The organism is Cryobacterium sp. W22_MBD10_FK3 (assembly GCF_052113745.1).
Classification (GTDB): Bacteria; Actinomycetota; Actinomycetes; order Actinomycetales; family Microbacteriaceae; genus Cryobacterium.
The window spans coordinates 86,238-108,837 of sequence record NZ_JBGQOH010000006.1 but is presented as its reverse complement, the minus strand read 5'-3'; the positions used below and the strand labels follow the sequence as shown (position 1 = coordinate 108,837).

Genomic DNA, 22,600 nt, shown 5'->3' with positions numbered 1-22,600 from the left:
CGTGACGGCGGCGGGCGACCTGGGGATGACCCGCGGGGGTCTCGTAGGCGACGGCGGGGTGTACGTCAGGCGAACGCGGCGGCCGCCGCGAAGGGCTTGTCCCTAAACTCGGACTCATGTCCTCGATCAACGCAGAATACGAGATCCGCCGGTTCGAGCCGGTCGCCCCCGGCGAGCCCGGCTACCCGGAAGCAGCGGCCTGGGACAGAGCGGTGTCGTTCGGTTTCCATGAGGAGCGCTCCACCGATGAGCGGATGCAGGAGTCCATCGCCCGCAGCCGCGTGGACCGCGCCGTGTACACGGGCGCCTACCAGACCGGTCAGCCGGCCCCGCACTCGCTGGGCACCGAGGTGCCGGTGGCCACGTTCGGCTCCCAGCCGAGCACGCTCAACATCGGCTTCGGCAGGCTGCTGGATGCGCATCTGATCACCGGTGTGACTGTGCGCACCTCCCACCGGCGGCGCGGTCTGCTGCGCCGCATGATGACCGAAGACCTCGCCCTGGCCAAGGCCAAGGGCATCACCATCGCCGCCCTCACCGCGTCGGAGGCGTCGATCTATGGTCGGTTCGGTTTCGGCGTGGCCACCTCGGAGCAGAGCATCACGGTGGATACCGGTGCCAAGTTCCAGCTCAACCATGTGCCGGTGGGAACCGTGGAGGTCGCCGACCCCACAGTGCTGCTCGAACTGGCACCGCAGGTCTTCGCCCGGCTGCACGGCGAACAGCCGGGGTCCATCGGCCGGCAGGAGTTCTACCGGCAGCTGGCCGCCGGGGCGACGAGCCGCGAGGGCGGGCCAGACGCCAAGGTGAAGGCGGCGCTGCACTATGGGCCAGACGGCACGGGTGATGGCGCAGTCGACGGCTATGTCTCGTACCGATTCTGCGGCTGGGACAAGACCCCGGCCACGATGGAGATCGTTGACCTGGTGGCGGCGACCTCGGCGGCCTACCTGGAGCTCTGGGAGTATCTGGCGGCCATCGACCTGGTGGAGCGCGTCACTTGGAACGAGGCGCCGGTGCAGAACCCGCTCAACTGGGCCCTGACCGACCCGCGTTGCGTGAAGGCGTCGAACCCGCGGGACATGATCTGGTTGCGCATCCTCGACGTGCGTGGGGCACTCGAAGCGCGCCATTTCGCCGCCGACGGCACTCTGGTTCTGACGGTAACCGACGGCCTGGGCTTCACGGCGGGCACCTTCTCGCTCGAGGTGCAGGGCGGCACGGCGCGGGTTACAGCATCCGATGCCACGCCCGACCTGGAACTGGACATCGCCGCGCTCTCCTCGATCTACCTGGGCGCGGTGAACCCAGTGTCACTGGCGGCGGCGGGCACGGTGCGCGAACACACCGAGGGTGCGGCGTTCCTGGCCGCCAGGCTCTTCGCCGTGGAGCGGCCCGCGCACTGCCTCACGCACTTCTAGTCGGAGCGGGAGCTCACCGAGCGGGACAAAGTGCACCGCTGGTTCAGCGAAGATGACTTGGTCCGGGCGTGAGCTCTGTGGCCAGATACAGATCGCGGTCTTGGCTGCTGTGCCCGTAGGCGCTATAGCAATTCGCGGTGATCGCACGTCGGTCACATCCGCCGCAGTACACGCAGCGGCGCCCCCGCAGCCAGTTGGGGAACTGGCTGCGGGGGCGCTTATACGCCGTCAGATTAGGTGCGCTTGCGACGCACCACGAACATGGCGGCAGCACCGACGAGTATGGTCAACAGGCTGAAGAGAGCGGCCCCGCGCAGACGGTCCGAGTCCACCCCGGTGTGCGCGAGCGCACCCACCGACTTCAGGGTCACTCGCACGTCGTCACGGTCGGTGATCTCCGGCCCCGTGGGAGGCGTCGCTGTGACGCTCGCCTCGTTGTTCACGAAGCCCGCCGTCGTGTCCGCGTCGGTAACGACGTAGGTAGCGGTCGCCATCACAGACGCACCCGGGGCAAGCTCACCCTGGGCATTCGGCCACGCATCGTATGTGATCGCCGACAGGCCGCGCAGTTCATCCGCGATTAAGACGGATGTCAACGACACGTTGCCTGTATTGGTCACGACGAAGGTGAAGGTGATTGTGTCACCGTGAACCACCCCGGTCTTCACCAACGAGATCGCCGGGCCGTTGATGAGTGGCAGATCGAACGTGTCCTTGTCCAAGACGGCCGGCCCATGCGGCGGCGTGCCCGTCACGGTGGCCGTGTTGGACACGATGCCGGCGTCAAGGTCTGTCTGCGTCAGGGTGTAACCGGCCGTGGCCGTCACCGACTGCCCTGGCGCAAGCACACCGGCGGCAGCCGGCCAGGCACCGTAGGAGACATCCGTCAGGCCGTCGAGAGAGTCCGCGATGGACACTGACGTCAGGGTGACGGTACCCGAATTCGTCGCAACGAATGTGTAGGCAATCGTGTTCCCGTTCAGCACGCCGGTCTTCACCAACGATACCGAGGCAGTGCCGCCGAGAGGCTGGTCGAACTCGTCCTCGTCGGTGACGGTGCCTCCGCCGGGCGGGGTGCCCGTTGTCGTCGCCGTATTGTGCACGGTGCCGGCATCACGATCCGCCTGCGTCACCGAGTAGGTTGCCGTTGCGGTTACCTGCTGGCCAGGAGCAAGAACTCCCTCGGCGGCCGGCCATTCGCCGTAGACGATGTCCGACAGCCCATCGAGCTCGTCGGCGATTGCCACCGAGGCAAGGGTGACAGCGCCGGTGTTCGTCACAGTCAACGTGTAGGCGATGGTGTTGCCCTTCAGCACACCGGTCTTCACCAGGTTCAGCGCGGGCGCACCGTCGAGGGGCTGGTCGAAGTCGTCCTCATCAGAAACAGGAGGACCACTCGGCGGCGTTCCCGTGGTGGTGGCGGTGTTGTCCACGGTGCCCGCATCCCGGTCGGCCTGCGTCACCGCGTACGAAGCGGTCGCGGTTACCGACTGACCCGGGGCAAGAACCCCCTCGGCGGCCGGCCACTGGCCGTAAGAGATTTCCGACAGACCTTCGAGCTCATCGGCAATCGACACCGCCGACAGCGTCACCCGGCCCGTGTTCGTCGCCGTGAACGAGTATTCGATGGAGTCCCCGTCGAGAGCGCCGATCTTCACCAATGAGATTCCCGGGTTCGAGTCCAGGGGCTGGTCGAAGTCGTCCTCATCCGAAACGTCCGGTCCACGAGGCGGTGTTCCGGTTGTCGTGGCGGTATTGCTGATGTGACCTGCATCGCGGTCCGGGGTCGTTATCGCATACGATGCCGAGCCCGTCACCGACTGCCCGGGAGCGAGCACACCTGCCGTAGCGGGCCACTGACCGTAGGAAATCTCAGACAGGCCGTTCAGCTCATCAACGATCGTGACACCACTCAGGGTGACATCGCCGGTGTTGGTGACAATAAACCCGTAGTCCAGGGTGTCGCCGTCAAGAACGCCGGTCTTCACCAATGAGATTGCCGGGGCATTTCCCAAGGGCTGGTCGAAGTCGTCTTCATCAGAAACGGGGGGCCCACTGGGCGGGGTTCCCGTGGTCGTCGCGGTGTTGTCCACGGTGCCCGCATCGCGGTCTGCCTGCGCGATCGCATACGAAGCGGTTGCGGTCACCGACTGGCCAGGGGCAAGAACGCCGGCCGCGGCCGGCCACGCGCCGTAGGAAATCGCCGACAAGCCCTCGAGCTCGTCGGCGATCGACACCGCCGACAGCGTCACGTTGCCGGTGTTCGTGGCCGTGAATGTGTAGGCGATCGTGTCGCCAGCCAGCACACCCGTCTTCTCCAGGGAAATTCCCGGGGTGAGTTCAGGCAACGTGACGAGCGCCGGAGCCTCATCGGTCACGGCCGTTCCAGCTGGTGGGAGGCCCGAGGCGGTCGCGGTGTTCGACACTTCTCCGGCCTCTACATCTGCGTCGGTCAGGGTGTAACTCGCGGTCGCGGTCACCGATTGTGTCGGCGCGAGAACACCCGGAGCGCCGGGCCAGATACCGAACTCGATGGCGGTCAGGCCAGGCTTCGGGTCGGCGAGCGTCACGTCGGAGAGGGAAACGGTCCCCGTGTTTGTGACGGTGAAGTCGTAGTCCACGATGTCGCCAGCCACGCCGGTGGCGCCGTCCGCGAGGGTTCCGGTCTTCTCCAGATCGATCGACGCGCAGTTCGTGTTCACGACGCCGATGAGAGTGCTCGCCAGCGCAGCGAAGCCGGCGAGGTGGTAGTCGTCGCCCTCGGTCGGCCCGGAGATCTGGGTGATGTGCTCACGGAACGTCGCCAGCTGATCACCCGCGATGTTGTCGTTCACACCGATCGGAACGATCCGGGTGCCTTCGCCCTTGACCAGGTTCGCGCTGCGGACGGCGGCGTCGATGGTTGCCTGGTTGGTGCTGTTTCCGGGACCCTGCACGGGGTTGCCGTATTGGGTGGGGTTGCCGTCAGTGAGGAAGAAGAGGGCATCGTAGGTCTCGGATGACCCGGCAATGGCTGCCAGACCGCGGTCCCAGTTCGTGCCGCCCTGGGCGGGAACCGGACGCTGCAGGCCGTTGACGTAGGACACAATCGCGTCGACGCCGGCGGCGTCGGCAACCGACGTCAGCGGCAGCGGCGCGTTGGCTCCACCGCTGGTTGCCGGGGCGGCCGACGCGAAATTGCTGACTGCGAAGCGAACCGGGTAGCCCTCGAGCGCGTTCGCAAGCTCGGCGAGCTCCTCACGAGCCTGCTGGAGCTGCTCGTCGGTTACCGAGTTGGACAGATCCAGGCTGATGGCGAAATCCACCTCGCACTGTGCCGCCATGGCCGGGTTTGGGGCCGCAGGCACGGTGGACTGCACGGCGAATGCTGCCGAGGCACCGCTGATCGCCAGCACCGACGCGAGGGTTGCCGCCACCGCCCCGCGCGCGACGCGTCGCGTATTTCTGTGTCGTGCGGGTGAATCAGGACGTAGTCGTCTCATGTGATCGGGTACTCCATGCTCGATCGGATGGCACAGCACAAAAGGAGAACGGCCATGCCCGGCAGCTGGGTTACTGCCGCCCAATGCTCGCTTCCCCGTCGGCGGCGCAACCTCGGATGCGACGAATTTCACCCGCCACTTCACCCGGGTCGCGGCAGCCGGGCTGAGGCGAGAGCAGCGACAGGGCAGCGCCCCTTTTTGGGGGCAGCAGGCCCGACGATTTGGTCGCTGAAGTGGGAATTTGCTCTGGCATTGTGGAGTTTGAATGTTGGGGCGGCTGTCATTCGGCGCCACCGTATGACGTATCGGAGCCGGTCATCATGGCAATCATGGGAGTCCCCCGCATGCCGATCGGCGTGCGCGTGCGCCAGCGATTGATCGCACGCTTCGACGGACCGCAGGCGATCGTGGTAGCCCAAGCGCCGGCGGGATACGGCAAGACGGTTGCCATGGCCCAATGGGCCACAGCGACGGATGCCGATGGCGTGTGGCTGCGCATCCGGGAGGGAAACGTTGAACCCTCCACCCTCGTCGAGAATCTGGGAGTGGAGCTCCTCGCGGCTGGTCTGCTTGACGACACCAATCCCCTGCGGCTCGCTCCCGACGCTCTGGCCGGTGGAGCCGACCCGTGGCTCTTGCTCCGCCACGGCCTTCGACAGCTGCCTGGCGACCTGGTTCTGGCGCTCGACGGCATCGACCGGTTGAGCCAGGAAAGTATCATCGGCCTCGTTGATCTGGTGGTCGACGTGCCGACCGTGAGCATCCGGGCAACAGCACGCCAGACCAGTGCTGCTAGCGAACCGGCGCAGATGCTTCGCCTCGACGTGTTGACCATTGGTCCCTCCGAGCTCGCGCTCTCGGCGGAGGAGGCGGCGGCTCTCATGTCCGTGGACGCCGCCTCCGATGCGGTCGCTCAGGTGATGGCGAGCGGCGGACTCCCCCTTGTGGCCAAGTTGGCGGCGTCAACCTACGGCGACGGCGTGGCTGTCGCAGCCCGTGCGGAGATCTCGATCGCGGACTTGCTGGACTCCTTCATCCGCGTCGAGATCGCTGCCAACTCGTGGGACGGGCGCTTTGTGAGGTTCCTGACCGTGACCTCGATCGCGGAATCGGTGGATCAGCAGCTCGCGGCCGAGCTCGCGCGAATCGGCGGGGTGCCGTCAGCTGTCGCGTCCGATGACGGCGCACCATCCGCTGCAGACGTCACGGAATTGCTTGACCGGGCGGAGGCGGAAGGACTCGGGCTGTGGAGCGCCCGGTCTCGACAGTCCGCCACGTTCGAGTACACGCCCGCCATTCGGGAAGCGTTCGAACGTCGGCTGCGCACGTCTGGCATCCGGCTCGTACGCGACCTCGCGCTTGCGACCGCGAGGTGGGAACTGCGCGAATCCCTCCCGTACGCTGCACTTCGTCGGGCGGTGGAGTTCAGCGACTGGGCGCTGGCATCCCGCATCGTGCGCGGCCACTGGAACGAACTGGGGCGCAGCCACGCCGGCCAACTCCGCGAGTTGTTCTCGGGCACACCGCTGGGTGTGCTCCGCCGACAGCCGCTCATCGCGATGCTTCTCGCCATCACCTACAACAGCACCGGCCATCACCGGTTGCGAGCGCTGGAGTACTTCGCTCTCGCGGGGCACGGCGCCCGCACTCAGCGCGAGCAGTCAGCACCCGGTGATCGGGTGGTTTTCAGGGCGATCGAAACGGCCGCGCTCAGAGTGAGCGGAAAATTCGATGATGCCCTCACCGCCGCCGTGGACGGTCGCGACATCCTGCTCAGCATGAGCATCGAGGATCGCGATGATCTGGGGCGAGTCGAATCGACGCTGCACAACCAGTTCGGCACGACCCTCTTTTACTCCGGTCACACCGAAGACGCCCTCGATTCTTTCGCCCGGTCCACAGCGGTCGGTGCGGCCAGGGGGCTCAAGGCTGGGCTCCAGGGGATGGCTCTCTCCGCCGGGACGCTCGCGATCTCCGGCGATCTCGACGCCGCCCACGTACTGACCACCGAGGCCGACCGGCTGGAGTGGCCTGACGGATGGATCACCGGCTACATGGGTAGTTTTTACCAACTGGCCAGGGCCCTCCGTGCTCTGGAGGCTTTTGATCCGGATGCCGCCGAGCAGCATGTGCGCTCAATCGATCCGCACCGCGAGACCATCGAGCACTGGCCCCTCTTCGCCCACCTCGACGTGCTTGTGGCTCTCCTGCGCGGCGACCCGGAGCGTGCACGCGTACGGCTCGAAGCCGAGATCACGCGGCAGCGCCGCCGACGGGCGGTCGCGCCGCAAACGTTCACCCGCCTGGCTCACACCCGTTCGTTGATCGAACTCGCCGCCGGCAATCCGGCTGCGGCCGAAAAGGCGCTAGCGAAGCAGCAGCCCTTGCAGCGACGCATCGGTGCCGCTCGGATCTCCCTCGCACGGGCGCAACCCGACGATGCGCTGAGACAGCTCCTGCAGTCGGATAGCTCCTCGGCCGGCGACGCCTTGTCGCCGCGCTTGCGCGGCGAGTCCCTCACCCTGCGCGCCGGCGCGCTCGCCTCGATCGGCGATATCGACCGGGCGCAGACGGCCCTACGCGACGCACTCGCGTTCCTGGCCAACCGGGAGCAGGGACTCGCGCTCGCCCTGGTGCCCGCGGATGCGCTCGACGCGATGATCCTGGTGTCCGAGAACGCAGGGGTGGACGATCCGCACTCGTTGCTGAAGCGCGCGCGCTCGTGCGTGCTCATCCCGTCCACACGGCCCGCGCCAACCCTCACACCACGCGAACTCGCGTTGGCGCAGGCGCTGCCTCACTCGCTCAGCACCATCGAGCTCGCTGAAAGCCTCTCGATCTCTCCGAACACGGTGAAAACGCAGTTGCGCGGGCTCTACCGAAAGCTCGATGTGAGCAGCCGGTCCGAAGCCGTAGCTGCCTTGTCTGTGCTCGGCCTCACCGAGACGTCAGGCGACGAGGCACCCCGGCTGCGATCGGACCCGTTCGAGTGAGAATTGATCGAAGAAAAAACATGGGGATCAGCGCAGCTACGGCGATTCCAGCTGCCGTCAGGTACAGCGCGGTGTAATTCTCGCCGGACCCGGTGAGTGGGTCTGTTCCGGCAACGGCCAGAACCGCCACCGCGACCGCCGGAGCGAAGGTGCCCGGAAGGGTCTCCGCGATATTGAACACACCCAGATACGTGCCGGCCGCACCCTCCGGAATAGCCCGGAGGACCAGGGCCAGGTCGACCGCGTAGAAGATGCCCAGCGAGAGTCCGCCGATGGCGGCGCTGACCCACAGATGTGTGCTGCCCTCGACAGTGGCGCGCAGTACCGCTGCCACAGCAAGCCCCACGGCGGCGGCGGCGATGTAGGGCCCATAGTTGCCGGTGCGGGAGGCGAGAAGCCCGGCGCCCAGCGCAGCTACCACGATTCCGGCACCACCGGCCAGGGTGGTGGCGGCCACGACCGGCGAGCTCTCGGCCGAGGTGAGCGCCAGCCGTTCCATGACGAAGAACAGGGTAAAGACCGTTGTGAATGAGACAGCCAGCTGCATCAGAAACCGTTGCAGCCACATCCAGGCGAAGGTGCGATTCTCACGGATGCTGATCCGGATGCGGTCCCCCTGGTCAGCGTCTATCGCCGATCCGGCGCGTTGCAACGGAGGATCGGGGATGCGGGAGCAGCAGAACGCCACCACGATTACGGCAGCGATGGGCATCGCCAGCACAACAATGTCGAGCCGGGTGGGGAGCACGGCGGCCAAGAGTAAGGGCGGAAGGGTGCCGAGGAACGCCGCTGCGCCGAACAGTCCCGATGCGGCCGCGCGCTGCTTTTCGGCCACCTGATCACCCAAGAGCGCTGCGACCGCCGCGAAGGATGCGTTGTACGCGGTCTGGGCGAGGACCCACCCCAGGGTGAGAACCAGCAGCGAATCTGCGGCGACGATCACCATCGACCCGACCAGGCCCACCACGGCCCCACCCAGAAGCCAAGGTCTGCGGCGTCCGAATCTTCCCCGCGTGCGGTCTGAAAGCACACCGAATACCGGGTTGGCGACGACAGCTGCCAGTGCACCGCAGATAGTCACGACGGCGAGCGCGCCCGTGCGCTCACCTTCCGGCGCCAGCCGGGCAATCACCATGGGCAACCCGGTGACGACGGGAGCGGTGAGCGAACCCAGAATGACGAGGTTGATCAGCGCAAAGAACGCGACTCTCCGCACGTCGCCCTCCCCGATGTTTCGCTGGTGCCGCGCCCTGAGCAGCCTGACGGCACCGCTGCGCGTGTCAGCCTACCGAAGACGGACGTCGGAGTGCGGGCTGGTGAGGTCAGGCCTGCCGGTCGAGCAGCACATACGTGTACGCGGCGAGCGTGGCAGCATCCACAATGGCACCGTCGCGGATCATGCGCCGAAGATCCTCTTCGCTGAACCACCGCTGCACCATGTCTTGCTCGGTGATCTCCCGCTCCGGCGGCCCGGGCGTCAGGTCGGTGGCCAGATAGAGATCGCAGCCCTGGCTGTTGTGGCCGTACGCGGTGTAGAAGTACGCCAGGTGGCGAACGTTGCCGGCGCGCATCCCGGTCTCCTCCTGCAGCTCCGCGCGGGCCAAGTCCTCCTGGCTGCCGCCCGTCTCGCCGGGCCAGGAACCTTGTGGGAACTCCCACGCCCGCCGACCGGCGGGGTACCGGAACTGGTCGACGAGCCAGAAACCACCGTCGGCAAACGGCACGATGATGGCGGAGTCGGGCTGGTCCACAACACCGTAGAGGCCCGTCGACCCGTCCTCGCGGCGCACTTCGTCCTCCCGCACGGTCATCCGGGCGTTGCAGTAGACCTCGCGGGTCGAGATAGCTTCAATCATTGGCCCTTACCTGGCCGGAGCCCTGTGACGGGGCTGGGCGCTGCGTTGGTGCTCATCGCTCCTCGTGGACCGGCGCTGTGCCCGACGTCGCCGGAGTGTCGAACTGGTCGAACGTGGCGGCGAGCAGTTCGCGCGGGCTGCGCTTCTCGCCGGCCACGGCCCACGCGGCCAGGGCCACATCAAAGCAGACGATGCTCGCTTGAACGATCACGCGTGCTCGCAGGGCAGCGTCGAGACCGGGAAGGCGAGCCTCGACCAGGGGCGTGAGCAGGCCTTCCCAGAGCAGATGCTTCTCGATGTGTCGAGAGCGAAGCGATGCGGTGCTAGTAAGCACCCTGAGACCTCGCTTCTGCCGCTCCCCCTGCTTGCCCCCGGCTCTCAGCAGTGCGTCGAACGATGCGTGCAGGGAGCGCCAGAGCGGCTCCTCCGCCGACCGGGCCGCAAACTCATCTCGCACGAATTCGCCCCACGGCCTGGGGTCGCCGATCACAGTGTCTTCTTTGGCGGGAAAGTACCGATGGAAGCTTCGGGTCGAGATGCCCGCCGCGGCGGCGACATCTTCCACCGTCACGTTGTCGAAGCCTCGGTGAGCGTAGAGCTCGATGGCGACCTCGGCGACATGCGCTCGAACGGACTCGCGCGTGATAGCGCGCAGCACGTTGCGGGCGGCGGGGGAAGACGTCATGGGATCAGCCTATCGCGTGTGGCAGAGACTGCCACTTTAGGCGTAGAGTGCAAACTCCACTGACAGAAAGACACCACATGCAGAAGAGATCTCTGGGCAAGCAAGGATTCACCGCCTCGGCCATCGCCTATGGCGCGATGGGAACGGCAATCGGCTACGGTCCGAGCGACGACACAGAATCGATCACCGCCATCCGTCACGCCCACGACCTCGGCGTGACGCACTTCGACACCGCCGAAATGTACGGCTGGGGCACGGGCGAGAAGCTACTCGGCACGGCCCTCGCACCCATCCGCGACGAGGTGACCATCGCGACCAAGTTCGGCTTCACCCCGACTTTCGCCCGCAACTCAGCGCCGGATCACATCCGCGCCGTGGTCGACACGAGCCTGCGGAACCTGGGCACCGACCACATCGACGTGCTGTACCAGCACGCCCCCGATCCGGCCGTTCCCATTGAGGATGTCATCGGCGTCATGGCCGAACTCGTCGCGGCAGGCAAGGTGTCCTACCTCGGCCTGTCGAACACCGATCCCGACAGCATCCGGCGCGCTCACGTCGTGCACCCCATTTCGGTCATGCAGAGCGAGTACTCGATCTTCTCCCGCGACTCGGAATCACTTCTCCCCACCCTCACCGAACTGGGAATCGGGTTGGTCGCGTACTCACCGCTCGCGAGAGGATTCCTGACCGGGGGCGTCAAACCTCGCGACCACTACGACGTCGGCGACTTCCGTCAGGGCGTCGGCTGGTGGGCACCGGAGAACTTCGCCACCAACATGACCATGGTCACCAGGCTCACCGACCTTGCCACCCGCAAGAACACAACGCTGGCCGGCCTGGCGTTGGCGTGGCTCCTCGCCCGCAAGGACGACATCGTGCCCATCCCCGGATCGCGGAACGCGACGCGGGTGGCGGAGAACATCGCGGCGGCCGACGTGGTTCTCACGGACGACGACCTCGCTCGTATTCAGGAGATCGTTCCGACGGGCGCGATCGGCGACCGCGGCATGTGACCGACTCCCCGCTTGACCCTGGGAACCAGTGACCGTACGGCGACCCCCGGTCCGGGCCCGCGACCTCACTTGGTCACGGGCCCGGAGTCGCGGCTAGTACCCCGGCCGGACGGTTCCCGGTCACCGCCGGCCAGGTGATCATCCTGCCGCCGGGGCATCCGCATTCATACGGCTCGAACGAAGACACCCCGTGGACGCTGTGGTGGCTGCACGTGACCGGCCGCGACCTGCCGGAGTTTCTCACCGCGGCGGGCATGACCCCGGGCGCCCCGATCCGCACGCCGTCGGACGTGTACCGGGTGGTGGCGCTGATCGCCGAGGTGTTGCAGTCGATGGAGCGCGACACCACCACCGCGAGCCTGCTCGCGGCCGCCGGCGCCGCCTGGCACCTGATGGCCCTGCTCGCCTCCGACCGCTCCACCGGCGACGGCCGCTACGCCGCCATCGACCGCGCCGCCGAGTACCTGCGCACCCACATCGACGACCACGTGAGCGTCGCCGAACTCGCCGCCATGTCGCGGCTGAGCGGCTCCCACTTCGCCGCCCTCTTCAAGAGCCGCATCGGCTAGCCAGCCCTGCAATACCAAACCCAACTCCGGATGGCGCGGGCCCGCGAACTCCTGGACACCACCGACCAATCCATCGCCGCGGTCGCCGCCGCCACCGGCTACCCCGACTCTTTCTACTTCGCCCGCCAGTTCAAGAAAGTGCACGGGGTGACGCCGTTTGGGTACCGGGGGCAGCGGAAGGATTAGTGACCGCTTGTTGAGCTTGCTGGCGCCATCGGTGCAGTGCGCACCGCTGATCCTCGCGAGATCCCACGCCGCCGGCGCCCGAACGGTGCTGACTCTTTGTGGTGCAGCCGGTTACTCGATGTCGGCGACCGCGGTACGAGGAAGCAGTGGCACAACGAGGAGGCAGGCTGCGACAAGGACGAGCAAACCGACCAGAGTGGCTGAAGCGGCCTCGATGTCCCCGGAGGGGAGGAGGGTAAGGAAAATGCTCGTGACGAGGGCCGAGCCGATACCGTTCGCCACTTGCTGGACGGCGCTGAGGGAGCCGCTGGCGGAGCCTGCCTCGTGAGCATCAACATCGCCGAGGGCGGTGTTGAAAATGGAGCTGAAGCAGATACCGGCACCCACACCCATGAGGAGGGTTGCGATGCCCGCCTGCCACCATTCCAGGCCGAGACCGGCAGCCTGAATGAAGGCAAGCATGATTCCGATGCCGGCGAGGATCGCGACGAGCCCCAGGACGACGAGCCGGCGGGCGAGTTTGACGACGAGCACAGCGGCGATTCCCGATCCACCCATGATGCCGATGGTCAGCGGAATGAGGTTGAGGGAGGTTTGGGTGGGGGTGTATCCCAGACCGAGCTGGAAAAACAGCGAGATGACGTACATTAGGCCACTGAATCCGGCGAACACCAGCAGTCCCACGATCAAACCGGCCGTGAAGCCACGGTTGGCGAGCAGGGTGCGCGGCAGGAGCGGTTCGGCGGTGCGGGCCTGACGCCAGACGAACCCGGCGAAGACGATTGCACCGACGATGATCGCGCCGATCGAGAGAGCAGTCCATCCGTCGCTGGATCCTTCGATCAGCCCGAACAGGACACCGAAGAGAGCAACTGCCAGCAGGACGCTGCCGAGGACGTCGATGCGGGTGCTGGGGCGGGCGGGCACGGAGGGAAGGAACTTGACCGCCATGACGAACGCCACACCGCCCAGGATCAGGTTGATGAGGAAGATGGGTCGCCATTCGAGCCCGAACAGGTTGGCGTCGATGAGCACACCTCCGAGAATGGGACCGCCAACGGCGAAGACGCCCAGCATTGGAGCAAAGACGCCGAATGCCTTCTGCAGCATGGGCTTCGGGAAGGTGGCGGTCATGATCGCCATGCCCTGCGGAATGAGCAGGGCGCCGAAGAGGCCCTGAGCGACCCGCGATCCGATCAACATCTCGGGCGACAGCGCGAGCCCCGCGGTTGCAGAGGCCACGACGAAGCCTGCCATCCCGACGAGGAAGGTTTCCTTCTGACCGTACTTGTCGCCGAGCTTTCCGCCCAGAACCAGGAGAGACCCGAGCGCGAGCGCGTAGGCGGCACCGAGCCACTTGATCACGCTCTGGTCAGCGCCGAGGTCCGCCACGATCGAGGGCGCCGCGATGTTGGTGATTGTCGAGTCGATGAGATCCATCGCATCGGCGAGGAGTACGACGATGAGTGTCAACCAGACACCCTTCGTGGTTATGGGCGGAGTTGCGGTGATGGTCATGAGAGCCCCTTTCGTTGGCGAACAACATCGTAACGAACATGTTCGTTACGATCAAGCCACGGTAGACTTTTGGCATGGTGAGACCTGAACCCGTCAGTCGGCGTGACCGGCCAGCGAAGCCGCCCCTCTCGCGGGCTGGCATCCTTGACGCTGCAGTCGCGATTGTCGAGAACGAAGGAGCAGACAAACTCACGATGCGCCGCCTTGCTACCGCGCTCGACACTGGACCCGCGTCGCTCTACGTCTACGTCAAAAACACGACGGAGTTGAACGCGCTGCTCATCGATCGGTACCTCATTGATCTGGATTTGAGCTGGGACGACAGCGAGTTGCCACGTGCGCGCCTCCACCGAGTACTGGACGACTACACGCACCTCTTGACGAGACAACCCGGCCTTGCCCAGGCCGCGCTGGTGACGTGGCCGAACGGTGTTCACTACCTCGACCTTCTTGATTTGTTGCTTCGCCTTCTCCACTACCTTGAGCTCGACACCACAACGGCCGCACGAGCCGTCGATCTACTCCTGCAACATGCGACGGCATCGGCGGCCGAGAGAGCTGCACATTCCTCCGATAACGCGCAAGAACTCAGCGACCTCCAATCGACCCTCGACGCGGCAGACCCCGACCGTCACCCCACGCTTGCGCGCGCAGGTTCCGCCGTCTTCGTCTCCGGTTCGCGCGAGGAACGGAACGCCTGGAGCATCGACGTTCTAATCGACGGTGCGCTCAAACATGCGACACGGCGTCGGCCGACAGAGAGACGCTCGCACTCGGAGTGATCGCCCTGGAACTCTGGTCTCATCTGTAGACCTCCGCCAGCAGGGGCATTCGTGCGTCTCCTCGGTGCTGCCACATTCCGGGCAGCAGGGAACGCCTGCTATTACCGGCGGGACACCGAATCTGCCCTCGTCCATCGGAAGCGGCCGATGAGCGGCGACAGGCCTGGGACGAAGGCCAGGAGCAGGAATAGGCCGTAACCGAGTGCGCCGCCCGCGGTATTGAAGATGAGGTCGTTGATGTCTGCGATATGGCCGCCCGCGAACAGCCCCTGCGCCACAAGCTGAGCCACCTCGATCGCGAGACTGACTCCCACCACGGTTGCGAGGACCTTCCACCACGACGGTCGCGCGAGCACAAGCGGAATGAGAATCCCGAGGGGCAGGAAGACCACCATGTTCATCAACGCGTCCTGGACCTCGTAATCGTGGAACGGGAGGAGAGCGAGTGCTGGTATCCAGGGCCCGCTGTCGGGCTTGTTGAGATAAATAGGGAAGACCGTATTGGCGCTGATGCCGGCCGCGTAGACGGACAACGCCGCCGCGACCGTTGCGCGCGCGGCGGAGAACAGCCCTTTCGCGCGCAGGCGCCAGAGCAGCAATGCGAACAGCGCGAGACCGAGCGGGACCACGATCGGCAGCACCGGCACTGCAGCGAATGGATTATTCATCGCTGGCAACGCTACTGGCCGTCGGGTACACCGGTGGCGCGACCGCCCTCGGGTGTCTGCCGGGTGGTGGCGCTGATCGCCGAGGTGCTGCAGTCGATGGAGCGCGACACCACCAAGGCGAGCCTGCTCGCCGCCGCCGGTGCCGCCTGGCATTTGATGGCCCTGCTCGCCTCCGACCGCTCCACCGGCGACGGCCGCTACGCCGCCATCGACCGCGCCGCCGAATACCTGCGCACCCACATCGACGACCACGTGAGCGTGGCCGAGCTCGCCGCCATGTCGCGCCTGAGCGGCTCCCACTTCGCCGCCCTCTTCAAGAGCCGCATCGGCTACCCCGCCCTGCAATACCAAACCCAGCTACGGATGGCGCGGGCCCGCGAACTCCTGGACACCACCGACCAGTCCATCGCCGCGGTCGCCGCCGCCACCGGCTACCCCGACAGCTTCTACTTCGCCCGCCAGTTCAAGAAGGTGCACGGGGTGACGCCGTTCGGGTATCGGGGGCAGCGGAAGGGTTGACGGTGTCCGCTCTACTCGGTTGCCAGTCCGGCTACCTGGGAATGCCGCCCCGCAATGCCTTCATCTGCATTCGTCCGCGACCAGATACACCTATTGGACGGCAAAAGTGCAACCACAGCACATGAACCTGGAGGATCGATCCGTGTGATGACTAGACTTCGATCGCCAATCTAATGGGAATGAGGGTCACCAATTGCTGGATGACGTACTGGTGAACCCGAGTGAGCTACTCCTCGACCTTGAGAATCCTCGCATGCCAGATGCCCATTTCGAGGACGAAAACGCGGCGATCGAGTATCTCGCCGACCATGCAGATGTGTCAGAACTTGTTCAGTCCATCGCTTCTTCCGGATGGTACGACTACGAGCCTCTGATTGTTCTTGTGAACTCCAACATCGTAATCGAGGGAAATCGAAGGATCGCGGCGCTAAGGCTTATTGCGGATCCAGTTCTCGCTGCTTCAATCGGAGTGACCATTCCGACACCGTTGCATCCGAACGCCATGCCTGGCTTGATCCGGATTCGCCCTGTTACGTCGAAACGAGAGGCCCGAGACTTCATCGGGTTCAAGCACATCAACGGTGCTTTCAAATGGGATTCCCTTGCGAAAGCACGATACGCGGCGAGTTGGCTAGATGACGACGGCGATATCGCCACCGTTAGCCAACGCTTGGGCGATAACCACAACACCATTAGCCGGCTGGTGAATGGCTGGAAGGTCCTCAAACAGGCCGAGTTAAATGGATTCGATCGCAACCTGATTTCCCGACGGTCATTCGCGTTCTCGCACCTCTACACCGCACTCTCTCGACCTGCGACTCGCGAGTATTTGAAGCTGCCTGAGGTCACTGATGGACTGCTCGAGGAACTACCGGTGCCCGAAGCCGGGCTCGAGTCGCTCGCGCGACTTACTTCTTGGCTGTACGGCCAGCCCGGAGAGCCGTCGGTTATTCAAAGCCAGAATCCGGATCTAGGTCATCTAGTGCAGGTCCTGGGGAACAAGGCAGCAGTCGCAACACTCGAGGTGACTCGGAACCTTGACCGCGCTTTCGATGTCGCCGAAGACAAAGTCTCTAAGTTCTCACAACTTGTCTATAAGTTGGTCCAAGATGTCGAAGAAGCCCTACGGCTGACGGGCAGTTACGACGGCGATCCCGAGTTGGTCGCAGCTACTGAGAGCATCGCAAAATCGGCTCGCGCGCTAACCACAACCGTAAAAGCACTGGTGGTCTCCGAAGACGAAGTCAATGCCGATTAGTGCGTACTCGCCCACCGACTCCCGAAGCAGGCTGGCCGACTGGATTGAGCTTGCGGCGATGACATCGGCTTCCTCGAGCCAAAGCAAGGGCCAGTTCCTTCGGGCATCGGCCGCCCTGGAAGAACCACCTTTTGATGCCGACGACGAGGATCTGGGGTACGACGAGGACGACGAGGACAATGGGCGCGGCGATCGCTACATCCTTGATGAGCGCAGCGAGAACCTCGCGAACCGAGTTCTGGCTGAACTCGAATATCGTGTTCTCGTTCTTGGAGAGAATTATCCATTTGCCATTCGAAGCGCCGGAAGCACTTGGAAGTTGGTGTACTCCCCCGCCACCTCTGGGGCTGCCAGGTTCGCCCAATTCTGCTATTTGGTGTGCGTTTTGTTCTCGGTGATCAAGTACAGGTACCTAATCCTCGGGGCCACCACACCTGAATACATGGCCATTGCTAAACATGTGCAGCTATTAGCCTTTTTAGTTGCCCCCGAAGTGGTTGGCGGAGCGGCCTACTCCATGGGCTGGCCCCGCCCAGACAATACGAAAACTCTCCGAGGCGCCTTAGACAAAGTCTCGGCCAAAATGAAACTAGGCAAGCTGCACGACGAGAACCCCGGTTGGGATCGTGGCTGGGCGAAAGACGGAACTGTCGACATCGTGGCGTGGAAGCACTATGCGGGACGAACGCCCGGCGCACTCGTAATCTACGGACAGGTCGCCTCTGGACTGAATTGGCGGTCAAAACCCCTGCGAACATTCATTGATCCATATTTCACAGAGTGGTTCGCCATTAAACCGACCCGTGAATTCTTGCACTCGATGTACATACCCTTCCCCGTCTATGAGGCCTGCAAGCCAAACAAGTCGCAATCGTTCGAACGCCTCGCTTTTGATAACGCCATGCGGGATGAACGTGTTTACGGCTTGGTCATCGATCGCCTACGACTGACTGACATGGCAGCGCCACGGTACGAGGCCCTCACAAATGGTCGCGACCAGATCGAAGTCGCAAGCGTCGACGGGCTGGCCGCGCTCTTTCGCTGGAAGAGATTTGCCGAAACGTTGGCGAAGTAGGCCGGCACTGCTTGCGCTTGTCAGCCAGTAGTTTCGGACTCCCCGGCTGCGCGAACCGACACCGAGTAGCATACGGCTCGCATGTCGGTCCCAAAGCAGTTTTTCGAGGATGTTGAGGCGTTGAAGGTGTGCGAAATGTGTTTGCGGGTCAGCTAGTAGGGTGAGCGCAGGAGCACTGGAGCGAGGGGCAGCAATTGATCAGCACATCGTCATGGCCAATCGAGGAAATCCTTGTGAAGGACCTCGTGCCGGACCCGGAGAACGTGCGAATCAAGGGTGTGCAGCCCGATGAGCGGGCCACTATCGCATACCTCTACGCAAGCGAAGGCGTTCTAGAACTGGCTCGTGAAATCAGTCAAGACGGCTACTTCGACAACGACCTACCGATAGCGACGCTTGTCGAGGGGCGCCTTATTGTCCTTGAGGGAAATAGGCGCGTCTCAGCTCTGAAGGGGCTACTTGTTCCTGCCAACGTTCCTACCTATGAGAAGCAGTTGCAAGGGCTCGCGAGTCGCATCGACAACTTCGAGGAATTTGTTCCATCGATCATTCGGGTGATGATCGCCCCGAATCGGACGTCCGCCCAGCCCATACTTGCTCGTCTACACACTCGGGATGCCAAGAAAGCATGGGGACTTGAGCAACAGGCTACGTTCTACTATTCCCAGCTAAACAGCTCAACAACCGTGGACGACCTGCGAGCGCTGTATCCATCTGTTGCAAACAAAATTGCGCGATTCATTACTATCTCTGAAATGGCTCGCTTGTTTCGCGCGGCGGCCGCCATCTCGCCGGCCGCGGTGGCTTTCACGGGCAGCGTCGCCTTCAAAATGACATCACTGGAGTACCTCTATAAGAGCGCGCATTTCCAACGGGCTGCGGGTCTAACGATCAACTCTGATGGGTTCGTCACGGAAGATGGCAGAGAAGCATTCCGTCGCCGTATGCTGGTCCAAGTCCTCGCCGACTTGCAGGCGAAGTACATATCTACTCGCGGACCGCGGATCCTTCAACGATCCCCTGAGCATTCGGACTACATTCAATCCCTCGTCGACATCGCGAACGGCGTTAAGGCTACACACCTCGCGAACATTGAGGGTGACAACAACGCTGCCAGGCCTGTAGATCTCCATTCATCCGGGGCGGGCCCACTGACCACCTCGGCAACAAAGGAGGGCGCTGTAGGTCCCAGAGTTGACAGCCGAGAACGCAACCCCCGCGGAGAAGCTGAACCTAGGCCCGACTACGCAGAATCCCGCGTCAATAGGGCGCCCAATAGATCAGTCCATGATTCACGTCTGAATTGGATCGGCTTGGAGTACAGCCTCGAGTCCGCGCCTTTGAGACTTAGGTTTGACGAGCTTCGGCTCATTGACGTGCACGATTTTCCCAACGCGACAATGGACATGATACGAACGTTCCTGGAATGCACGTTGAAACAGTACTTTCGCGAGTCCAGCAATGACCTCCCGAACAGCCACCAGGCCCAACTAAGCCACTGCCTGACGCATGCAGGCGACCACTTCGCTGACGACTCGCGTCTGTCGGCCATCCTCGCTGGCCTCAAGGCGAAGAAGTCGTTGCAGAGGGAGTCCTACCTACGCAGCGCGCAATCACTGAACGCAAGCAACCATGAACCCGATGTCACATTCAGCCGCAAAGATGTCAACGAAACTTGGGCTGCGGTGCACCCTCTGATCGGAGTGCTTCTGGCAGGACCTACAGCTCTCGAGCGCCAGCCCGGCTAGAGATTGCCGACGCCAACGGGCCAGCCGCAATCATAAGCTCACGAGCCTTTTCTACTCGATGAGCGCTGTAGCTCAACTCGAAATCGAAAATGTCGCGATCTCTATAGAGATCGCGTATGAGCGGGACATCGTCGTATGTGAGCAACCAATTCCCGTGCTCTGCCCTGTTGATCGCACCCGCGAGCGCCGCATGGTCACGATGGGTGAATGAATTCAGGTAGAGCGAACCGCCCATTTCAACGTAAGGGGGGTCCACGTAGAGGAATGCATTTTGATCCTCTGAGTAGGTCTCGAAGCAACGTTTGCCGTCAATTGCGGTCACCGTGATTCGCTCCGAGAGCCGCTCAAGCGCGCGGACCCTGGCTGCCAAGTCCGTTCTATTGAACCGTGCATCGATGCGATAAGAACCCGATTGGGCCTTGCCACCGATCACCCCGGCATGAAGAACGCCCGACCGGTTCGTTCGATTCAAATAGAAGAACGCGAACCCAAGTTGCAGGGTGTCCCGTGCGTCCGCCCTTCGGTAAATCTCTTTCTGACGCGCCCACTCTTCGAGGTCGAGCGGTGCAGACTCGATCAACCGTGCAAACTGCTCGTTCTGAGTAACTATTGATTGCCAGAATGAATAGACAGCCACGTCAAGATCATTAATGACAAGTCGATTTACAACTTCCATCTGCAGGAGAGCAAGACCCGCGCCGGCGCCGCCAGCGAAGGGCTCAACGTAGGTCACATCTGGAAGTCCGCGCTCTTGAATGAGATCCGCGAAGAAGCCTGCCAGCTTGCTCTTGCCGCCCGGATACCGCAACGGGCTGTGGCGCCCCAAGCGTCGGTCAGACGTGACAGTCACCATGCTCATTTTGTGTCCTTAGTATGCTGGGCTCCGCCAAGGCGTTTGCCACACGCTCCACAAGTGTAGTTTGCGTGGTCCGCTATGCATCTAACGGCTCGCTTGAACAACAGCTTGAGAAGCCGAGACGCCGGAAGCGACCGCCCCGTGGGTTCCATCCGGGTGCCCGATCGGGACGGCCGGCTGTTGAGCTCGGCGTCAGCTCGGGTGCATCATTCACTCTCGCGCACTTTTATCACGGCGCCTCCCCAGGAGTGAATCAGAATATGCGCGGTCACGACAGACGAAGCCGTCGCTGACAAGGGTCTTGGCATCACGTAATGCTCCGGATGCGTCTATGTGGCGCAATACGTTCTTATTCAGAACCGATGGCTTATTCTCATCCGGAAAGGCGTATATGTAAGCTCCATCCCAGACAGACAAAACCGCCTTTAGTTGCGAACCTCTTTAGATCTGCAACCATGCCTTGATTTCCTGAGCCGCCTCATTCTCTTCCTCAATCAGGCCATTCTTGATCGCGCTCTGTAGCACAGATCCGCCCAGTACCCGTTTGGCGTCAACGACGTTCAATTCAGAGTTGATTCGGTCATGCCTGTTCAGAACCATCAACACATATAACGCATGCGGCCGAACAACCAGACGACCTTGTCGCTCTGCGAATGAACGCGCTTGCTTTGCAAGCTCATCGAGAGCCAACTGCGAGACTCGACCGCGATCGATTTGCGGGGAACCTTGGGACAGTACTACTTCGACCACCGTCTCAATTACCTGCGTCATTCGCTCCGAAGAGATCAGCGGAAGTGCTTTGTCGTAGGTCCGGAGACTCTTCAAAAATGTTGGCACGCCGTCGGCTTCGTCAGCCGTGAGAGTCGTATCTATCCATTCCGCCGACGGTGTTGATCCCAGCGGGTGAACGTAACCAGGAGACGGCCCGGTTAGTACCACCTCAGGAACCGCCACCTGAAGCAACATTTTGAAGCCACCGAAATCTGCCCAGGTTTGAGTCACATTCGTGCCGAATTTTGACGCGAGCGACTGCGAGAGCGCTGCAAGTCCGATTGGGTGCCGAAGATCCTCAATCAAGCGCTTCGCTTCTCTAATGAGCGCGGTTTGCAGCTCTGAGTACGCAGGCGCCACTTCGACGTTGGTTGCTATGCGGTCCTCTGGAGTGCCGCTTTTTGTCTCAAACGATGGAACTGCTAGCGCGATCGTGGTTTGGCCGGTTTCGATGAACGCGATATCGGAAGCACTCGTATCTTCATCGACCGAGCGCTGGGTTTCAACGTCGAGGCCTGTTCGAAGGTCTTGGGCTATGTTGTCGACCGCTGCTAGTAGTTCGGCCATTCGAAGGGACATCCCCACAATCCAGTCCGGAACCTTGGATCCTGGTTTGTAAGTGTCCTCGTGGGTCAACTCGCCCCAACCATCCTGTAGCAGAGTTCGAGCCTGCACTTCGACACGCACTCGCTTCGTTTCGTGCGCCTGCGCGACCGGAACGACGAAATTCACGTGGAAGGCACGGTATCCCGACGGCTTGGGATTAGAGAAATAGTCGCGCTGAGATTCACTTTCTACGGCCAAGGAAGTGCGCGCTCCGTCGTCGAGAGGCAACTCCCCGATGATTTCTTGGAACGTATTGATGTCTGAGAGATTGTTGCAGACCAGGCGCAAACCGACAAGATCATCGATGATTTCGGGGATGCGCTCATTTTCAGTGAACTCCGCTGCGTATCTTTCCTGGCTTAATTTGGCGAAAGCTCTCTGAGCAGTCTTTACGCGACTTGTGGATATCCGAAAACGCCCGCGGTCGATCGGGTCCACCTTGCTATCCAGCAACTCTGAAAGGACTCGTTCCGCTGCAGAACGCGCTGGTTCCAGAAACCGCTGATTCGCCTGAGCATGCCACGCCGCAAATTGGGCATACGTAGGCAGAATTGGTTCCACTCCGATATCGGGCACATTCGTGAGTCTGCC

Annotated in this window: 17 protein-coding genes and 1 pseudogene; 10 read left to right on the top strand and 8 right to left on the bottom strand. The window is 63.0% G+C overall.

The window, feature by feature from the left end:
• Positions 1–116: 116 nt before the first annotated feature.
• Positions 117–1,421 (top strand): GNAT family N-acetyltransferase, encoded by a 1,305-nt coding sequence (locus ACEN2M_RS08550; RefSeq protein WP_441647693.1) that lies wholly within the window; start codon positions 117–119, stop codon positions 1,419–1,421.
• Positions 1,422–1,654: 233 nt separating this feature from the next.
• On the opposite strand, the gene ACEN2M_RS08545 is transcribed toward ACEN2M_RS08550, so the two are convergent.
• Positions 1,655–4,816, bottom strand: a complete 3,162-nt coding sequence (locus tag ACEN2M_RS08545) for a DUF7507 domain-containing protein (RefSeq protein WP_441647692.1) — start codon at positions 4,814–4,816, stop codon at positions 1,655–1,657.
• 431 nt (positions 4,817–5,247) lie between these two features.
• Between ACEN2M_RS08545 and ACEN2M_RS08540 the strand changes: the two genes are divergently transcribed.
• Positions 5,248–7,896: a LuxR C-terminal-related transcriptional regulator gene (locus tag ACEN2M_RS08540; RefSeq protein ID WP_441647691.1), complete on the top strand. Its 2,649-nt coding sequence runs from the start codon at positions 5,248–5,250 to the stop codon at positions 7,894–7,896.
• Here the strand turns inward: ACEN2M_RS08540 and ACEN2M_RS08535 are convergent.
• The 3 genes from ACEN2M_RS08535 to ACEN2M_RS08525 form a co-directional block, all read right to left on the bottom strand.
• A complete protein-coding gene (locus ACEN2M_RS08535) occupies positions 7,841–9,112 on the bottom strand; it encodes an MFS transporter (RefSeq protein ID WP_441647690.1) in 1,272 nt (423 codons plus the stop codon). The genes ACEN2M_RS08540 and ACEN2M_RS08535 overlap by 56 nt on opposite strands.
• 106 nt (positions 9,113–9,218) lie before the next feature.
• Positions 9,219–9,752: an NUDIX domain-containing protein gene (locus tag ACEN2M_RS08530; protein ID WP_441647689.1), complete on the bottom strand. Its 534-nt coding sequence runs from the start codon at positions 9,750–9,752 to the stop codon at positions 9,219–9,221.
• 52 nt (positions 9,753–9,804) lie between these two features.
• Positions 9,805–10,437: a TetR family transcriptional regulator gene (locus tag ACEN2M_RS08525; RefSeq protein WP_441647688.1), complete on the bottom strand. Its 633-nt coding sequence runs from the start codon at positions 10,435–10,437 to the stop codon at positions 9,805–9,807.
• Positions 10,438–10,514: 77 nt separating this feature from the next.
• Between ACEN2M_RS08525 and ACEN2M_RS08520 the strand changes: the two genes are divergently transcribed.
• The 3 genes and pseudogenes from ACEN2M_RS08520 to ACEN2M_RS08510 all read left to right on the top strand — a co-directional run bounded on the left by ACEN2M_RS08520 (position 10,515) and on the right by ACEN2M_RS08510 (position 12,208).
• Entirely contained in the window at positions 10,515–11,453 is a 939-nt protein-coding gene (locus ACEN2M_RS08520) for an aldo/keto reductase (protein ID WP_441647687.1), read from the top strand.
• 119 nt (positions 11,454–11,572) lie between these two features.
• Positions 11,573–12,022 (top strand): annotated as a pseudogene (locus tag ACEN2M_RS08515) (AraC family ligand binding domain-containing protein); the annotation flags it as partial.
• Positions 12,023–12,028: 6 nt separating this feature from the next.
• The gene (locus ACEN2M_RS08510) at positions 12,029–12,208 is read left to right on the top strand and encodes a helix-turn-helix domain-containing protein (RefSeq protein WP_441647783.1); all 180 of its coding nucleotides are present in this window, start codon (positions 12,029–12,031) and stop codon (positions 12,206–12,208) included.
• A 111-nt stretch (positions 12,209–12,319) separates the two neighbouring features.
• Here the strand turns inward: ACEN2M_RS08510 and ACEN2M_RS08505 are convergent, their stop codons facing one another.
• Positions 12,320–13,726: an MFS transporter gene (locus ACEN2M_RS08505; RefSeq protein ID WP_441647686.1), complete on the bottom strand. Its 1,407-nt coding sequence runs from the start codon at positions 13,724–13,726 to the stop codon at positions 12,320–12,322.
• Positions 13,727–13,800: 74 nt separating this feature from the next.
• On the opposite strand from ACEN2M_RS08505, the gene ACEN2M_RS08500 reads away from it, so the two are divergent.
• Complete coding sequence (locus ACEN2M_RS08500) at positions 13,801–14,508, top strand: TetR/AcrR family transcriptional regulator (protein ID WP_441647685.1); 708 nt, start codon at positions 13,801–13,803, stop codon at positions 14,506–14,508.
• A 101-nt stretch (positions 14,509–14,609) separates the two neighbouring features.
• On the opposite strand, the gene ACEN2M_RS08495 is transcribed toward ACEN2M_RS08500, so the two are convergent.
• On the bottom strand, positions 14,610–15,176 hold the full coding sequence (locus ACEN2M_RS08495) for a VanZ family protein (RefSeq protein WP_441647684.1): 567 nt from the start codon (positions 15,174–15,176) through the stop codon (positions 14,610–14,612).
• Positions 15,177–15,209: 33 nt separating this feature from the next.
• On the opposite strand from ACEN2M_RS08495, the gene ACEN2M_RS08490 reads away from it, so the two are divergent.
• The 4 genes from ACEN2M_RS08490 (at position 15,210) to ACEN2M_RS08475 (ending at position 19,776) form a co-directional block, all read left to right on the top strand.
• A complete protein-coding gene (locus ACEN2M_RS08490) occupies positions 15,210–15,695 on the top strand; it encodes a helix-turn-helix domain-containing protein (RefSeq protein WP_441647683.1) in 486 nt (161 codons plus the stop codon).
• Between the two features lie 253 nt (positions 15,696–15,948).
• On the top strand, positions 15,949–16,953 hold the full coding sequence (locus ACEN2M_RS08485) for a hypothetical protein (protein ID WP_441647682.1): 1,005 nt from the start codon (positions 15,949–15,951) through the stop codon (positions 16,951–16,953).
• On the top strand, positions 16,943–18,028 hold the full coding sequence (locus ACEN2M_RS08480; RefSeq protein WP_441647681.1) for a hypothetical protein: 1,086 nt from the start codon (positions 16,943–16,945) through the stop codon (positions 18,026–18,028). The genes ACEN2M_RS08485 and ACEN2M_RS08480 overlap by 11 nt, the downstream gene beginning before the upstream one ends.
• Before the next feature lie 233 nt (positions 18,029–18,261).
• On the top strand, positions 18,262–19,776 hold the full coding sequence (locus ACEN2M_RS08475) for a hypothetical protein (RefSeq protein ID WP_441647680.1): 1,515 nt from the start codon (positions 18,262–18,264) through the stop codon (positions 19,774–19,776).
• Here the strand turns inward: ACEN2M_RS08475 and ACEN2M_RS08470 are convergent.
• Positions 19,748–20,635: a DNA adenine methylase gene (locus ACEN2M_RS08470; RefSeq protein ID WP_441647679.1), complete on the bottom strand. Its 888-nt coding sequence runs from the start codon at positions 20,633–20,635 to the stop codon at positions 19,748–19,750. The genes ACEN2M_RS08475 and ACEN2M_RS08470 overlap by 29 nt on opposite strands.
• Positions 20,636–21,073: 438 nt before the next feature.
• Positions 21,074–22,585 carry a GTP pyrophosphokinase gene (locus ACEN2M_RS08465; protein ID WP_441647678.1) on the bottom strand — a complete coding sequence of 504 codons (1,512 nt, stop codon included), beginning with the start codon at positions 22,583–22,585 and terminating at the stop codon, positions 21,074–21,076.
• Positions 22,586–22,600 lie beyond the last annotated feature (15 nt).

Excerpts from the sequence above, each read along its gene's own strand:
- ACEN2M_RS08550 (WP_441647693.1), top strand. The coding sequence starts at position 117 with ATGTCCTCGATCAACGCAGAATACGAGATCCGCCGGTTCGAGCCGGTC.
- ACEN2M_RS08470 (WP_441647679.1), bottom strand. The coding sequence starts at position 20,635 with ATGAGCATGGTGACTGTCACGTCTGACCGACGCTTGGGGCGCCACAGC.
- ACEN2M_RS08525 (WP_441647688.1), bottom strand. The coding sequence starts at position 10,437 with ATGACGTCTTCCCCCGCCGCCCGCAACGTGCTGCGCGCTATCACGCGC.
- ACEN2M_RS08500 (WP_441647685.1), top strand. The coding sequence starts at position 13,801 with ATGGTGAGACCTGAACCCGTCAGTCGGCGTGACCGGCCAGCGAAGCCG.
- ACEN2M_RS08505 (WP_441647686.1), bottom strand. The coding sequence starts at position 13,726 with ATGACCATCACCGCAACTCCGCCCATAACCACGAAGGGTGTCTGGTTG.
- ACEN2M_RS08495 (WP_441647684.1), bottom strand. The coding sequence starts at position 15,176 with ATGAATAATCCATTCGCTGCAGTGCCGGTGCTGCCGATCGTGGTCCCG.
- ACEN2M_RS08530 (WP_441647689.1), bottom strand. The coding sequence starts at position 9,752 with ATGATTGAAGCTATCTCGACCCGCGAGGTCTACTGCAACGCCCGGATG.
- ACEN2M_RS08540 (WP_441647691.1), top strand. The coding sequence starts at position 5,248 with ATGCCGATCGGCGTGCGCGTGCGCCAGCGATTGATCGCACGCTTCGAC.
- ACEN2M_RS08485 (WP_441647682.1), top strand. The coding sequence starts at position 15,949 with ATGCCAGATGCCCATTTCGAGGACGAAAACGCGGCGATCGAGTATCTC.
- ACEN2M_RS08480 (WP_441647681.1), top strand. The coding sequence starts at position 16,943 with ATGCCGATTAGTGCGTACTCGCCCACCGACTCCCGAAGCAGGCTGGCC.
- ACEN2M_RS08520 (WP_441647687.1), top strand. The coding sequence starts at position 10,515 with ATGCAGAAGAGATCTCTGGGCAAGCAAGGATTCACCGCCTCGGCCATC.